The organism is Ignatzschineria ureiclastica (assembly GCF_003121845.1).
Taxonomy (GTDB): Bacteria; Pseudomonadota; Gammaproteobacteria; order Cardiobacteriales; family Wohlfahrtiimonadaceae; genus Ignatzschineria; species Ignatzschineria ureiclastica.
Map to the genome: position 1 here is coordinate 261,259 of NZ_QEWQ01000001.1, position 15,171 is coordinate 276,429.

At 42.9% G+C, this 15,171-nt stretch carries 14 protein-coding genes; 7 read left to right on the forward strand and 7 right to left on the reverse strand.

All coding sequences use genetic code 11. The annotated features are described in order from the left end of the window. The first annotated feature begins 153 nt into the window (after window positions 1-153). Window positions 154-669, forward strand: coding sequence for a 3-hydroxyacyl-[acyl-carrier-protein] dehydratase FabA (gene fabA / locus DC083_RS01015; protein WP_109188736.1), 516 nt, complete (start codon window positions 154-156; stop codon window positions 667-669). Window positions 670-689: 20 nt separating this feature from the next. Continuing rightward, window positions 690-1,910: a beta-ketoacyl-ACP synthase I gene (fabB, locus tag DC083_RS01020; protein WP_109188431.1), complete on the forward strand. Its 1,221-nt coding sequence runs from the start codon at window positions 690-692 to the stop codon at window positions 1,908-1,910. Between the two features lie 398 nt (window positions 1,911-2,308). Here fabB and DC083_RS01025 read toward each other — a convergent pair whose 3' ends face one another. From DC083_RS01025 to rsfS, 7 genes are all read right to left on the reverse strand, one after another. Next, window positions 2,309-3,988: a glycerol-3-phosphate dehydrogenase/oxidase gene (locus DC083_RS01025; protein ID WP_109188432.1), complete on the reverse strand. Its 1,680-nt coding sequence runs from the start codon at window positions 3,986-3,988 to the stop codon at window positions 2,309-2,311. Between the two features lie 80 nt (window positions 3,989-4,068). Continuing rightward, complete coding sequence (gene glpK / locus DC083_RS01030) at window positions 4,069-5,577, reverse strand: glycerol kinase GlpK (protein ID WP_109188433.1); 1,509 nt, start codon at window positions 5,575-5,577, stop codon at window positions 4,069-4,071. Window positions 5,578-5,801: 224 nt separating this feature from the next. Further along, window positions 5,802-6,650, reverse strand: coding sequence for an MIP/aquaporin family protein (locus DC083_RS01035; RefSeq protein WP_109188434.1), 849 nt, complete (start codon window positions 6,648-6,650; stop codon window positions 5,802-5,804). 450 nt (window positions 6,651-7,100) lie between these two features. Next, entirely contained in the window at window positions 7,101-7,952 is an 852-nt protein-coding gene (locus DC083_RS01040) for a c-type cytochrome (protein ID WP_229822271.1), read from the reverse strand. Between the two features lie 194 nt (window positions 7,953-8,146). Further along, entirely contained in the window at window positions 8,147-8,800 is a 654-nt protein-coding gene (locus DC083_RS01045) for a c-type cytochrome (RefSeq protein ID WP_109188435.1), read from the reverse strand. Between the two features lie 587 nt (window positions 8,801-9,387). Further along, on the reverse strand, window positions 9,388-9,858 hold the full coding sequence (gene rlmH / locus DC083_RS01050; RefSeq protein WP_109188436.1) for a 23S rRNA (pseudouridine(1915)-N(3))-methyltransferase RlmH: 471 nt from the start codon (window positions 9,856-9,858) through the stop codon (window positions 9,388-9,390). 89 nt (window positions 9,859-9,947) lie between these two features. Continuing rightward, a complete protein-coding gene (rsfS, locus tag DC083_RS01055; protein WP_026879699.1) occupies window positions 9,948-10,277 on the reverse strand; it encodes a ribosome silencing factor in 330 nt (109 codons plus the stop codon). 166 nt (window positions 10,278-10,443) lie between these two features. Between rsfS and hemL the strand changes: the two genes are divergently transcribed. The 5 genes from hemL to rpmG all read left to right on the forward strand — a co-directional run bounded on the left by hemL (window position 10,444) and on the right by rpmG (window position 15,116). Continuing rightward, window positions 10,444-11,724: a glutamate-1-semialdehyde 2,1-aminomutase gene (gene hemL, locus DC083_RS01060; protein WP_109188437.1), complete on the forward strand. Its 1,281-nt coding sequence runs from the start codon at window positions 10,444-10,446 to the stop codon at window positions 11,722-11,724. 12 nt (window positions 11,725-11,736) lie between these two features. Next, window positions 11,737-12,417 carry a ribulose-phosphate 3-epimerase gene (gene rpe / locus DC083_RS01065; RefSeq protein ID WP_109188438.1) on the forward strand — a complete coding sequence of 227 codons (681 nt, stop codon included), beginning with the start codon at window positions 11,737-11,739 and terminating at the stop codon, window positions 12,415-12,417. Between the two features lie 1,068 nt (window positions 12,418-13,485). Beyond that, window positions 13,486-14,589 (forward strand): type IV pilus twitching motility protein PilT, encoded by a 1,104-nt coding sequence (locus DC083_RS01070; RefSeq protein ID WP_109188439.1) that lies wholly within the window; start codon window positions 13,486-13,488, stop codon window positions 14,587-14,589. A 124-nt stretch (window positions 14,590-14,713) separates the two neighbouring features. Next, on the forward strand, window positions 14,714-14,950 hold the full coding sequence (gene rpmB / locus DC083_RS01075; protein WP_026879696.1) for a 50S ribosomal protein L28: 237 nt from the start codon (window positions 14,714-14,716) through the stop codon (window positions 14,948-14,950). Between the two features lie 10 nt (window positions 14,951-14,960). Next, window positions 14,961-15,116, forward strand: coding sequence for a 50S ribosomal protein L33 (gene rpmG, locus DC083_RS01080; RefSeq protein WP_026879695.1), 156 nt, complete (start codon window positions 14,961-14,963; stop codon window positions 15,114-15,116). The last annotated feature ends 55 nt before the right edge of the window (window positions 15,117-15,171 follow it).

The window sequence follows — 15,171 nt, forward strand, 5'->3', positions numbered from 1 at the left end:
TCTCAGATTAAAAATTATTTTCTTTTTCGTTTTACACTTATAATTAATATCGGACAAATAGCAATAATCAAACCCATTGCGAACGATAAATCAAAAACAGATAGAAGATAACCAATTTATCTCATTTCATAGGATCAATTAAACGTGTCAAGAATTACAACCCAATCAAGTTTTACATATGAAGAACTCATTGAGTGTGCAAAAGGCAATCTTTTTGGTGAAGGTAATGCACAGCTCCCAATGCCACCCATGCTCATGATTGACCGCATCGTCTCTATCACCGAAAAAGGTGGGAAATATGGCAAAGGTTCAATCACAGCAGAACTCGATCTAAACCCTGATCTCTGGTTCTTCCCATGTCACTTTATTGGCGATAGCGTAATGCCGGGTTGCTTAGGTCTTGATGCGATGTGGCAGCTTGTGGGATTCTATCTTGGCTGGATGGGCGGCAAAGGTCGCGGTCGTGCTCTAGGCGCAGGACAAGTAAAATTTACAGGCCAAGTCTTACCGACCGCTAAAAAAATCACCTACAACATCCATATGAAGCGTGTTATTTTAAGATCTCTAACCATGGGAATTGCCGACGCTACAATGGAAGTTGATGGCAAAGAGATCTATGTAGGTGAAGATCTAAAAGTTGGCCTCTTCACACAAACAGACAATTTTTAATTTCAGGAGGAATTTTTTTGATGAAACGTGTTGTTATTACAGGCCTTGGTATTGTGTCGAGCATCGGCAACAATAAAGATGAGGTCTTACAATCACTCCTCAATACGCAATCTGGAATCAAATTCTCTCAAGAGATGGCAGACTTAGGCTTTCGCTCTCAAGTTCATGGCGCTCTTAATATTGATCTTGCGGCGCATATTGACCGTAAACATTTTCGCTTTATGGCAGATGCTGCGGCGTATGCTTATATAGCAATGAAACAAGCGATTGAAGATGCAGGTCTCTCTGAAGAGGAAGTCTCAAATCCTCGCACTGGCTTAATCGTCGGTTCTGGCGGCGCTTCTACCAAGAATCAGATTGATAGTATCGACATTCTTCGCAAAAATGGCGCCACTAAACGTATCGGTCCTTATATGGTTACGCGTACGATGGGTTCAACTGTTTCTGCCTGTTTAGCGACCCCTTTTAAAATTAAAGGGGTAAACTACTCAATCAGCTCCGCTTGTGCAACTTCTATTCACTGTATTGGTAATGCTTATGAGCAGATCCAACTCGGTAAACAAGATATGGTCTTTGCCGGCGGTGGTGAAGAGCTTCATCCTTATATGAGTGCCATGTTCGATGCGATGGGCGCACTCTCTTCAAAATATAATGATCGCCCTGAAGTCGCTTCACGCGCTTACGATAAAGATCGGGATGGTTTTGTGATCTCTGGCGGCGGCGGTATCGTTGTGGTCGAAGAGTTAGAACATGCGCTTAAACGTGGTGCAAAAATCTATGCAGAGATCACCGGCTACGGTGCAACATCTGATGGTTATGATATGGTTGCCCCCAGTGGTGAAGGCGCTGAACGTTGTATGCGTATGGCGCTTGAAAATGTCAAGGGCGAAATCGATTATATCAACACGCATGGTACTTCAACACCTGCAGGTGATACACCTGAATTATTAGCGATTGGCCGTGTATTTGGCGATAAAGTGCCACATATCAGCTCAACGAAATCACTCACAGGTCATGCGCTTGGTGCTGCCGGTGTAAATGAAACGATTTACAGTTTATTGATGATGCAAAATAATTTCATCACAGAAAGCGCTCATATTGATGAAGTAGATCCGGCATTAGCGGACTTCCCCATTGTGCGTAAACGTATTGATGATGCAAAACTCGATCATATCCTCAACAATGGCTTTGGCTTTGGGGGTACAAACTCGGCCTTAGTATTAAGTCGCTACAAAGGGTAATCGTTATAAGTGCAGATACCCTGTTGAGTAATACTCAAAGAGATAAAAAACCGACCCTCAGGGTCGGTTTTTTTATAACGATTGTATCGTTTGATTCAAATAATCCGTATGACAATAGTGCTTGCAAAACTTCTTGCAAAACAACACTTGCAAGATGCCGGATAGAACAGCTTCCTTGCTTCAATCAGCTGATGCGCCGGCATTTAATAGTGCTTGTAAAACTTCTTGCAAAACAACACTTGCAAGATGCCGGAGAGAACGACTTCCTTGCCTCGATAAGCTGATGCGCCGGCATTTGAATAAGCTGATTTTGAACAGGTCTTACTATTCATCATCACTATGCAAATAGCTCTTTTTTCATACGCTGATCTACATGAGCTTAATTGACTGCTATTTAATTAAGCATTAAGGCTTGCTTTCTCCGGAAAATTAGCGGCATCTGCAATCGCTAAGGCCATACGTTCTGCCATTTTGACTAACATCGCATCATCCCAATTGAAGAATTTAGCCATCTCTGCAATGACGGCATCTTTCTCCGCTAATAAACCTTCAATATTGAAAAAGAGCATTCCAGTACGGCGAATTAAGAAATCATCAGGATAGAGTACATTCTCATAATTAAGCGCATACCAGAGGCGAAGTGCTGTTAAACGAGATAATTCAGGCTGATCTTCTATCGGATTCTCACTGAAATGGGTAAAGAGAATATCAGAGTTTGTACCATAGTAACGCGCTAAGAAATGGCTCTCTGCTTCCGTCAATCCGGCCGCTTTCCCCTTCTCTACCTGAGCTGCAATAAAGCTGGGGAATGCACTTGAGCCGCCCATATCTCCCCCCGAGATCGGTTGATGTTTTGTAGCACAAGGATCAAATGAGAGATTATAATCCCGCTTTAACACTTCCGCTAAACGATCCACAATCTCTTCCGCCATATGACGATAGCCGGTTAATTTACCCCCTGCGATTGTCAAAAGACCTGTTTCAGATTCCCAGATCTCATCTTTACGAGAGATCTCTGAAGGATCTTTCCCCTCTTCCCAAATCAGCGGACGAATACCGGCCCACGAGGATTCAATATGCTCTTTAGTGAGGTGAACCGTTGGGAACATATAGTTCACCGCATCGATAAGATAATCCCGATCCTCAGCTGTTGCGACAGGATGTGCTTTATCCGCTTCATACACCGTATCGGTCGTACCAATGTAGGTCTTTCCATCTCTTGGAACCGCAAAGATCATGCGTTTATCTTTTTCGGTATCAAAATAGACAGCTTGCTCTAAAGGAAAATGGGATTGATCTACCACAAGATGAATCCCTTTTGTGAGGCGAAGATGTTTATTATTGAGCTTCGCCTTATCTTTTTGACGCATCTCATCCACCCAAGGACCCGTTGCGTTAATCACTTTCTTCGCTTGAATCTCAAAGGTTTTGCCTGTGGTCAGATCTTCTACAGCAATCCCATTCACCTGATTATTCTCATCATAAAGAAAGGCTGTCGCTTTCGCATAATTGAGTACCGTTGCTCCAAATTCCACTGCGCGCTTCATCACTTCAATGGTTAAACGCGCATCATCTGTACGATACTCCACATAGTAACCGCCGCCCAGTAACCCGTCTTGCTTCACAAGCGGTACTTTCGCAATAGTTTGCTCACGATTAAGCATTGTACGGCGTTCTGATTTCTTCACTCCCGCTAAAAAGTCATACACCATTAAGCCAATCGAAGTTGAAAAAGGCCCAAAAGTCCCGCCTTTATGCATCGGCAATAACATCCACTCCGGCGTTGTCACATGGGGTCCATTTTCATATACCACTGCCCGTTCCCGCCCTGAATGCATGACCACTGAAATTTGTAACTGCTTTAAGTAGCGCAGCCCACCATGAATAAGCTTTGTTGAACGACTACTCGTACCGGCCGCAAAGTCCTGCATCTCAACCAAGGCAACCTTCATCCCCCGTTTTGCTGCATCTAAGGCGATCCCCGCACCAGTAATCCCACCGCCCACAACGACAACATCATAGGCCGTTTCGGCAAGTGTCTGAATCATCTCTTGTCGATGTAAAGCTGAAAAGTTCATATTTTGACTCCTTTAAGAGTACTCCTTCTCCCCAAAGTACTCTCTTTTTAAATAAAACTAAGGTTAGAAAAAAGCTTCATTTAAGCTTCATTCGCCTCAGGCTTGAAAAGTTGTGTGGCTTTAATCGCACATTGCCAACCATGATAGAGCTTATTGCGTGTCTGCTCATCCATCTCTGGTTGATATTGTTGATCTAGTCTCCAAATTTGATCAATCTCTTCAATAGAAGACCAATAGCCAACGGCAAGTCCAGCAAGATAGGCTGCCCCTAATGCCGTTGTTTCACTAATCTTCGGACGATCCACTTCAACCCCCAAGATATCACTCTGAAATTGCATTAGGAAATTATTCAAAGAAGCCCCACCATCGACTCTCAAAGAACTCAACTCAAGCCCAGAATCTTTCTGCATTGCATGAAGCACATCAGTTGCTTGATAAGCGATCGATTCTAATGTAGCCCGAATAAAGTGCTCTTTTTCAGTTCCCCGAGTAATTCCAAAGATCGCACCCCGCGCATCAGGATCCCAGTAAGGTGTTCCTAGACCAACAAAGGCCGGAACGACATACACGCCATTAGTCGATTCTACTCGCTTCGCATAATCTTCCGACATTTTGGCATGTTGGAACATCCGCAGACCATCACGTAACCACTGTACTGCCGATCCCGCTACAAAAATGGAGCCTTCTAAAGCATATTGCACCTTACCATCAATTCCCCAAGCGAGGGTTGTTAATAAACCGCTATCAGATCGTACTTGCTTTTCACCGGTATTCATCAACATAAAGCAACCGGTTCCGTAGGTATTCTTCGCCATTCCCTCTTTAAAACAAGCTTGCCCAAAGAGTGCCGCTTGCTGATCCCCGGCTGCGCCTGAAATAGTAATCTCTTCACCGAAGAAATGTTGTGGTGATGTAATGCCATAAACCTCGGATGAAGAGCAGACTTTCGGTAACATTTTTGCAGGAATATTTAAGATAGAGAGTAATTCCTCATCCCACTTTAAATCATAAATGTTATACATCAATGTTCGGCTAGCATTGGAATAATCGGTCACATGCACCGCTCCACCCGTCAATTTCCAAATCAACCAGCTATCGATTGTGCCAAAGAGCAACTCACCCTTTTCCGCCCGACTTCTCGCCCCTTCAACGCGATCTAAAATCCAAGCAACTTTTGTGCCTGAGAAGTAAGGATCAATGAGTAGACCTGTTTTATTTTTAAAGGTTGCTTCATGCCCTGCTTGACGGAGTTGATCACAGATCTTTTCTGTCTGTCTTGATTGCCATACAAGCGCATTGTAGATCGGTAACCCTGTGGTTTTATCCCAAACAACCGTTGTTTCTCGCTGATTGGTAATCCCGATTGTAGCAATCTCTTTAGGGCTAATACTATTCTCTGCCAATACTTCTGTCATGACCGATAAAACGGAAGCCCAAATTTCAGTAGGGTCATGCTCCACCCAACCCGGCTGCGGGAAAATTTGGCGAAACTCTCGCTGTGAACTACCTTTAATATTCCCCGCTTTATCAAAAATAATCGCTCGAGTACTTGTCGTCCCCTGATCGATGGCCATTACATATTGCTGCATATTGACTCCTTATGAATCTTATAAACCCTAATAACTACAAACTAACATTACTCACTCATAACAATGGCATAACTACTTTAAGTCTACTTTAAGACGATTTCATTACCATTGAGATGAATCTCTAACATGGATTTTTCTAGTGTTAATTTTTCTAATATTGATTCTTCAAATCTATTTCCCGCAAAAAACGCGCAAAACTAAGTAAAAATCAGGATACCAAACCTTTAATATTGATCTGGACTCTCTTCAATTTTGTGCTTTATTGCCTGCTTCTTACCGGCATAACGAATACCATAATAAGTACCGCCAATGCCCATTAAAAGCCATACAAGCGCCTCAAAAATTCCCATGCTATTATCGGCACCCTCTCGGTAGAGTAAACCATATAATGAAGCCCCTAAAATAGTTCCCACAATAGGCCCTAAGACTGGCACAAAAGCGTAAGACCAATTAGAGTCTATTTTTCCTGGAATCGGCAAGAGAGCATGCATAATACGCGGGCCTAAATCACGTACAGGATTAATGGCATAACCCGTTGTACCGCCAAGGCTTAAACCGATTGCCATAATAAGAAACCCTACCACAACAGGTTGTAGCCCTCCTGTAAATTCATTGATTCCGATAAAAAGAATGGCAAACATGAGAATTGCCGTCCCGATAATTTCTGATACGAGATTATGAGGATAACTCTCAATCGCCGGTGTCGTACAGAAGATATCTCGCTTTGCTATGGCATTCTCTGTGACGGCAAAATGGGGTTTAAAATGAAGCCAAACTAGGTATGATCCAAGCATTGCCCCTAACAACTGAAAGAGAAAATAGCCGGGTACATGCGCCCAAGGAAATTTACCCGTAATCGCCAAGCCTAGTGTCACCGCCGGATTAAAGTGACCACCACTATATTTCCCGACTGCAAATACCGCTAACATCACCGCAAATCCCCAACCCATAATAATCACAATCCAACCACCGCCAGATGCTTTTGAGCGATTGAGTACCACGTTTGCCACTACACCGCCACCAAAGAGAATCATGACAGCGGTTCCGATTAATTCTGCAATATAACTTGGCATAATGCCCCCTACCTTACTGAGATTTATACTATCTACTTTTGTCCACAGAGATCTGTTTCAATCAGCATTCAACCGATTGTTAACGATCGTTATCTTTATTATCAGGCAATTATAACAAAATAATGATCATAATATGAGGGCTTACTACAAAAAATATACAGGTAACAGACAAAAGTAGATTAATATTGAATGATAGTGAATGTAATTTAAGAAAATATAAAACTAGACTAATCAACACTTACAAGATGCCGGGTAGAATGGCTTTCTCACTGATGACAACCGATGCGCCGGTATTTAAATGAGGCTTATTTTCAACGAATCTTTCTACCCATTTTACTACCCATTGATATTTCTATTCTCCGAGTAATCAGCAATAAAAAAGCCCGATTCATCATCGGGCTTCTCGACTATTATCGACTGATTCGGTGCAATATGATTATCTGTTAGACGTTAATTCGTTCCTTGACCGAGAATCACGCCATTGACCTCAACACCGTAAAGATTCACACCATCATTGGCATGATATTTTTCCCGCGTTTTCTCAACAGACCCCTCGATTAAACGAGGATCTTGTGGGCGCTCATGGCTATTCATAAAAGCAGCAACATCCCAAGCTTCTTGATCCGTTAAGGTATTCCCTTTTCCTAATGGCATATTCGCTTTAATAAAATCGGCAGCCGTATTGATTCGATGCATACCTGCACCCCAGTTATAAGAATCTTGCCCCCATAAAGGTGGAAATACATAGTTATCGCCTACTTTCTGGCCTAAACCATCGGCGCCATGACAAAGTGCACAATTCTCTTTATAGACAATTTCACCGCGCTCAATGCTATATCCATCTGTAGGTTTAGGAACCTCAGGATAACCTCGTCCTGGCAATGATACGCCTGTAGGGGCATTTTTCGCCAACCAATAAGAGTAGGTAATGAGTGCTGTCATAGCCTCACTATCTGCGGCTGGTGCAGTACCATTCATACTAAATTGGAAACACCCTTGAATCCGCTCCGCATAAGTATTGACCTTATTATTCTTACTACGATAAGCAGGATACATCACATAAGCAGCCCAAAGCGGTGCGGCATTAGGCATCTTTCCTTGATCCATGTGACAATTAGCACACGTCATACCATTACCGACATATTCCGGCACTTCACGCTTGGTATCCACAAAGATCGCTTGTCCTTTACGAACCATCTCACCAAAGGCATTATCCGGGATTTCGCTTTCACTTGGTGGCTGGTGATATTCAGCACCGGCTTTAATTTTCGGGGCTTGTGGCAATTGTGATTGATCATCCATCGCTACCACATTATCAACACTCTTCTCTGCTATCTTCTCTGCTGCGATCTCCGGTGTCGCATTCTCTTGTGCCATCGCCACTGAAGCCATCAAACCCGAGACTATTAAACCCGATGCGAAGAGCGAAGTTGCCATGATTGAAGTCGTTACTTTGGCAATCTTTTTCATTCCGTTTGTCATCTCATCTCTCATAACTATTTCCCCGCTTGCTCTACTGTCGGCATATTGGCAAAATACGCCGCGACTGCTTGAATCTCTTCATCTGTCAAATTACGAGCAATATGCCCCATCAAATCCGCTTGATCGTTGTGGCGTGTACCATTTTTCCAAGCATTCATCTGATTGATAATATAGAGCTCACTTTGCCCTGCTAGTTTCGGGAATGCTTCCCCAACCCCTACACCGCTTGGACCATGACAGGTAATACACTCAGGAATATGACGACTCCAATCACCTCGAAGTGCCAATTGACTTCCCAAGTCTGTAGGCACCGATGCACGCGTAATTTCAACAATCTCCGGCGTTGGCAAATTTTGCATATAGAGAGATACCGATTCAATCTCTTCTGGCTTTAAGTTTTTGGCAATGCTATCCATCACAGGATGACTACGTTCACCTGTTTGGAAATCTTGTAATTGCTTAGCAAGATATCCCGCTGACTTACCTGCAATATTCGGATAACCGGCAACTGCCATTCCCTCACCTTGCATACCATGACAGGTCATACAGGCGATTGCCATCGGGTTTTCACCCCCTTTGGTATAGACTTTCTCCCCTTCATCCGCACTCGCTATCATCGGCAATAACGTTAGAAGCGAGAGACAAGTCATTCGATAGATCTTTTTCATAAGTCCTCTTTCTACTCTTGTAATTTTTAGTTTAAGTTTTAATTTAAATTTTAATTCTAGTGATAACTGATCTATATCATTTCGATGAGTATAAATTATTACGCACAAATTATACAAAAATTTACACTTCTAAACAGCTATTGAGGGGGTTTAAAAGAAGATAAAACCTGACGTACCAACACTTGCAAGATGCCGGATAGAACCGCTTCCTCACTTCTTACAACTGATGCGCCGGCATTCAGATCGGCCTATTCTGAACCGATTTACCTATACAAAAATTGACACTTTTAAACGGCAGAGCATTAGGTATTCTTGATTGCAAAAATAGAAGCGATAAAAAAATCGTGCTGCACGATACAACACGATCTTCTAGTAGAGTCAATTTGGTTTAAGAAAAATGGTTTTAAACAGCTATTGAGGAGGTTTAAAAGAAGAAAAAACCTGACGGACCAACACTTGCAAGATGCCGGATAGAACAGCATCCTTGTCTCTTACAACCGATGCGCCGGCATTTAAATAATGCTTATTTTGAACCGATATTACTATAAATAACATGACTCTTTTATAAATCATTGCATTGATCAGATCTATTCACGATGATAAGGATGATTATTCAAAATACTCCAAGCGCGGAAGAGCTGCTCTGCCACTAATACCCGTACCATTGGATGAGGAAGTGTTAATTTAGAGAGCGACAATGATTGTTCAAAGAGTGATTTGATCTCCGGCGAGAACCCTTCAGGTCCACCGATTAAGAGCGCAATATCTCGGCCCGATAACATCCAACTAGCCATCTTTTCACTCAATTGCGGCGTGGTAACCGCCTGACCAATCACATCAAGCCCGACAACCATTGCGCCTTTTGGAATCGCTTTTTGTAACTTTTCCCCCTCTTCTTTGAGGATACGTTTTACATCCGCATTTTTCTTACGGGGCAATGCCGGAATCTCAATAAGCTTAAGCGTTACATCCGCACGCAAACGCCCGGCATACTCTTCATAGCCCATTTTGACCCATTGGGGCATATTGCTACCTACAGCAATTAGATAGATCACCATAATTTAACGCACGAACCTCTTATCTCTTTTTACGCCTATCATCGCTTTGACTTAATAAACATTTAATTATTTAATGCAGCATCAGAGGCTTAGTCTGCGCGCACAAAGAGTTTTTCAAGGTTATAAAAATCACGCTTCTCTTCTGTAAAGAGATGCAAGACGATATCGCCAAAGTCGATCAAAATCCATTCAGATGAACCATTATTTCCTTCAATACCGATCGGTTTGATGCCGGCTTTGAGCATTGCTTCTTCAGATTTACGCACCATCGCTTTCAGATGTGGATTTGAAGTGGCCGACGCGATCACAACCCAATCAGCGTAACTTACGAGTCCTTCTACATCAAATGCTACAGGATTAATGGCTTTCACTTCATCGAGTGCTTCCATCAATTTATCTTTTACTTCATTGATCATCATTTATGAACTTTCCTTCAATTAATTGTTAGACGCTATTGTAGTGAATTTCTCTCGGTTGAACAAATAGAGATTTAGTTCCATAATAAGAGATATCACTATTTATCGTTGTTTATTTCAATTTTATTGCAATGTTTATTCAAACTAAAACAGAATAAAGGATCCATTTATGAGTCAATTTGACGCATTATATCAAGAAGCACAGAAATATATTCCCGGCGGTGTTAACTCCCCTGTTCGTGCTTTTAAACAGGTCGGCGGCGCGCCTGTATTCTTCAAAAAAGGGGAAGGTGCCTATGTTTATGATGAAGCCGGCAAGCGATATATCGACTATGTGGGTTCTTGGGGACCGATGATTGTCGGTCATGCTCATCCTGAAGTGATTGAAACCGTTGTAGAAACAGCTAAAAATGGACTCTCATTCGGTGCACCTACCGTTTCAGAAACTGAGCTCGCCAAACGTGTTCTAGAACTTGTGCCCTCAATGGATCAAGTTCGCATGGTCAGCTCCGGGACAGAAGCGACAATGAGCGCTATTCGCCTTGCTCGTGGTTATACCGGGCGCGATAAAATCGTTAAATTTGAAGGATGCTACCATGGCCACTCTGATTCTCTACTTGTAAAAGCAGGATCAGGGCTTCTCACTTTTGGCGAGCCCTCTTCTCCTGGCGTGCCTGCAGATTTAACACAACATACCATTGTGATTGAATATAATAATCCTGAAGCTGTTAAGGCGGTATTTGCCGAGTATGGCGATGAGATTGCTTGCGTGATCGTAGAACCTATTGCCGGTAATATGAATTGTATTCCTCCTCAACCTGGCTTCCTTGAAACGATTCGTGAATGCTGTGATCAACATGGCGCTGTCTTTATTATCGATGAAGTGATGACGGGTTTTCGAGTCGGTAAATACTCTGCCCAAGGGTTATATGGCGTCACACCCGATCTCTCAACCTTTGGAAAAGTGATCGGCGGCGGAATGCCTGTGGGCGCTTTTGGCGGTAAAAAAGCGATTATGGATCATCTCTCGCCAAATGGTGCGGTCTATCAAGCGGGAACATTATCCGGCAATCCTGTAGCGATGGCTGCCGGCATTAAAACGCTAGAACTGATCTCTAAAGAGGGTTTCTATGAAGATCTGAGCGCTAAAACAGATTACCTGATCAAAGGCATTACAGACGTTTTTGCTAAACACAATCGTCCACTCTCGACTAATCACGTTTGCGGAATGTTTGGGCTCTTCTTTACTGAGGGCGAAGTGAAGACATTTAGCGATGCTACTCGCTCTGATATCGACTTCTTCCAAAAGTTCTATCATGGTTTACTCGATGAGGGAATCTACCTTGCACCTAGTGCTTTTGAAGCGGGATTCCTTTCAAGCGCTCATACTTATGAAGATCTAGATGAGACCATTGCCGCTATGGATCGTGTTTTAACTAAACTTGATTAAGGATCAATAACCATGAAACAACCTTATGCAATAGCACCTTCTATTCTCTCTGCGAACTTTGCCAAATTAGGTGAAGAAGTGGATGCAGTCATCGCAGGTGGTGCTGATATTATCCATTTTGATGTCATGGATAATCACTATGTGGAAAATCTCACTTTTGGTCCTATGATCTGTAAAGCGCTCAGAGACTATGGCATTACAGCACCCATTGATGTTCATCTAATGGTTTCCCCTGTTGATCGAATGATCGAAGCCTTTGCCAAAGCAGGTGCAACTTACATTACCTTTCACCCAGAAGCATCTCTGCACGTTGACCGTTCATTACAGCTCATTAAATCATTAGGTTGCAAAGCGGGTTTAGTGCTCAATCCTGCAACACCGATCTCAGTATTAGATCATGCGTGGGAATATCTCGATATGGTATTAGTCATGAGTGTCAACCCAGGATTTGGTGGACAGAAATTCATTCTTTCAAGCCTTGATAAACTTAAAGCATTAAGAGCCATCATCGATGAGAAGAGTGAAGCACTCGGTCGCCCTATTCGCCTTGAGATTGATGGCGGTGTCAACGAGCACAACATCAAAGAGATTGCTGCCGCAGGAGCTGATACATTTGTCGCCGGCAGCGCGATCTTTAACAGCCATTTAAGCTATCAAGATATTATTCAAAAAATGAAAGCAGAATTAAAATAAGGCTTATTTCTCGAGAGTGGTTACTCAAAAAGAGCGTTATGACAATAGCGCTCTTTTTTTACGATTTATCGCATCGCCGGGGCGAATGATCTCGTTCTTCCAACAATAGTGCGCCGGCAGTTTTGGCATCTTTCAATGCCGAGAATAACCGTTTGAGAAGTCGAGAGATTGCTCTTCTGCGGGCGCTCAATTTCTCTGGTTACACAATGGTTCTATCCCGCACTGGATGAGATTTTATTTGGAATGAATAAGAGGATTTATCGCATCGCCGGAGCGAATGATCTCGTTCTTTCAACAATCGTGCGCCGGCAGTTGTGGCATCTTTCAATGCAGAGTGATTAGATCGCTCATTTGCGGGCGCTCAATTTCTCTGGTTACACAATGGTTCTATCCCGCACTGGATTAGCTTTTATTTGGAATGAATAAGAGGATTTATTGCATCGCCGGGTCGAATGATCCCGTTCTTTCAACAATCGTGCGCCGGCAGGTTTAGCGCTCTTTTGCGCTGAAATAAGAGGATTTATCGCATCGCCGGAGCGAATGATCCCGTTCTTCCTACAATCCCGCGCCGGCAGTTGTGGCATCTTTCAATGCAGAGTGATTAGATCGCTCATTTGCGGGCGCTCAATTTCTCTGGTTACGCAATGGTTCTATCCCGCACTGGATTAGCTTTTATTTGGAACGAATAAGAGGATTTATCGCATCGCCGGGCCGAATGATCCCGTTCTTTCAACAATCCCGCGCCGGCAGTTGTGGCATCTTTCAATGCCGAGAATAACCGTTTGAGAAGTTGATAAATTGTTCAATTGTGGATTTGTTAATGCAGAGTGATTAGATCGCTCATTTGCGGGCGCTCAATTTCTCTGGTTACACAATGGTTCTATCCCGCACTGTATTAGCTTTTATTTGGAACGAATAAGAGGATTTACCGCATCGCCGGGGCGAATGATCCCGTTCTTCCTACAATCGTGCGCCGGCAAGTTTGGCCTCTTTCCCCATATTATCATCGGCTAACTATACTTAGATCATAAAACCTTTCTATCCATTATTAATCGTAGGAGATAAGAAATGGATTATTGTCAAGTCACTGCCGATCATCCTTATTCGCCTCTTGAGCAACTGCTAATTGCGGCTGATATGGCTGGCGCTTCTGATCTGCATCTTACACCTCGAAGAGCGCCCTATATTCGCTATTTAGGGGAACTTAAACCCCTAATAAGTGACGACATTCCTGAAATATTACCTTCGCAAACGACGCTCTTTCAATGGTTATTAGCAAAGTGTACAGAGCAAGAGAAACAGCAGCTCAAAAAGCAAGGCTCTCTTGATTTCGGGGATTCTCTCCTACTTGCCAATGGTGAGCAACTTCGTATTCGAGGCCACTATTTCTATAATCATGCAGGATTAACCGCTATTTTCAGACTGATTAAAGCAAATATTCCCTCGTTAGAAGCCATTCATGCGCCGCCTATCTTCCAATCCCTTCTTCATCAAAAACAGGGATTGATTCTGATTACCGGCGCGACAGGCTCCGGAAAATCAACCACTTTAGCCTCGATGATCGAAACCATTAATGAGCAGCAAGCGAAGCATATTATTACCCTTGAAGATCCCATTGAATTTATCTACCCGCAAGGACAATCCTTAATCGAACAGCGGGAACTTCATCGTCATACCGGTGCATTTCACAAAGCACTCAAAGATGCGCTTCGAGCTGATCCCGATATTCTCCTCATTGGGGAGCTTCGTGATCGAGAATCGGTTCAGTTAGCGTTGCAGGCAGCGGAAACGGGTCATCTTGTTTTTGCGACACTTCATACCAATAGCGCCGCTAAAAGTATCGATCGTCTTTTGAGCTACTACCCGCTTGATCAATCTCTGGAAATTCGCCAACAACTCTCAGAAAGTTTGGTCGCAGTGATCTCTCAACAACTATTGACGATAGAAGCAAAACGCTTTGCGCTTTTTGAAGTTTTAATCCGAACGACTGCTGTTGCCAACCTTATTCGAGAAAATCAGATTGCGCAAATTCCCAATATAATTCAAACAGGAAGCGGTGATGGCATGCAAACAATGCAACAACAACTAGAATTTTTACGAAAAAGTGGTATACTTTCCGACTTGTTCGTCGAAAAGGCGCAAAATTTACTTAATCCCGATATCTATTCGTAAAAAGAGCTTCAAATTATTGCAATAGGGAGAACTTTCCACTATAATTCGTGGGTTCAGTCCGCACATGAAATTTTTTAGCTGGCGGCCGGGGTTAATATTACAATTAAGATCAGGGTTATTAATCATGAGTAAAGTATGTCAAGTAACTGGGAAAGGGCCAATGACTGGTAACAACGTTTCCCACGCAAACAATAGAACACGTCGTCGTTTCCTCCCAAACCTTCAGGTTCATCGTCTTTGGGTTGAGAGCGAAAACCGTTTCGTATCACTTCGTATCTCTCCTGCTGGTCTTCGTACCATTGACAAAAAGGGAATCGATGCCGTTTTAGCAGATCTTCGCGCTAAGGGCGAAAAAATCTAAGGAGTAGGTCATGAGAGAAAAAGTAAAATTAGTATCTTCAGCAGGTACAGGTCATTTCTATACGACCACTAAGAACAAACGTACAACAACTGAAAAGTTAGAGTTCAAAAAATACGATCCAGTTGTTCGTAAACACGTTCTTTACACTGAAGCCCGCTTAAAATAATCTTTTAAGATTAACCGGTCTCAGCAAAAACTAGCTTTCGGGCTAGTTTTTTTTC

Excerpts from the sequence above, each read along its gene's own strand:
- rpe (WP_109188438.1), top strand. The coding sequence starts at position 11,737 with ATGAAACAACCTTATGCAATAGCACCTTCTATTCTCTCTGCGAACTTT.
- DC083_RS01040 (WP_229822271.1), bottom strand. The coding sequence starts at position 7,952 with ATGGATGATCAATCACAATTGCCACAAGCCCCGAAAATTAAAGCCGGT.
- rsfS (WP_026879699.1), bottom strand. The coding sequence starts at position 10,277 with ATGATGATCAATGAAGTAAAAGATAAATTGATGGAAGCACTCGATGAA.
- hemL (WP_109188437.1), top strand. The coding sequence starts at position 10,444 with ATGAGTCAATTTGACGCATTATATCAAGAAGCACAGAAATATATTCCC.
- DC083_RS01035 (WP_109188434.1), bottom strand. The coding sequence starts at position 6,650 with ATGCCAAGTTATATTGCAGAATTAATCGGAACCGCTGTCATGATTCTC.
- DC083_RS01070 (WP_109188439.1), top strand. The coding sequence starts at position 13,486 with ATGGATTATTGTCAAGTCACTGCCGATCATCCTTATTCGCCTCTTGAG.
- DC083_RS01025 (WP_109188432.1), bottom strand. The coding sequence starts at position 3,988 with ATGAACTTTTCAGCTTTACATCGACAAGAGATGATTCAGACACTTGCC.
- fabB (WP_109188431.1), top strand. The coding sequence starts at position 690 with ATGAAACGTGTTGTTATTACAGGCCTTGGTATTGTGTCGAGCATCGGC.
- rpmG (WP_026879695.1), top strand. The coding sequence starts at position 14,961 with ATGAGAGAAAAAGTAAAATTAGTATCTTCAGCAGGTACAGGTCATTTC.
- rlmH (WP_109188436.1), bottom strand. The coding sequence starts at position 9,858 with ATGGTGATCTATCTAATTGCTGTAGGTAGCAATATGCCCCAATGGGTC.
- rpmB (WP_026879696.1), top strand. The coding sequence starts at position 14,714 with ATGAGTAAAGTATGTCAAGTAACTGGGAAAGGGCCAATGACTGGTAAC.
- DC083_RS01045 (WP_109188435.1), bottom strand. The coding sequence starts at position 8,800 with ATGAAAAAGATCTATCGAATGACTTGTCTCTCGCTTCTAACGTTATTG.
- glpK (WP_109188433.1), bottom strand. The coding sequence starts at position 5,577 with ATGCAGCAATATGTAATGGCCATCGATCAGGGGACGACAAGTACTCGA.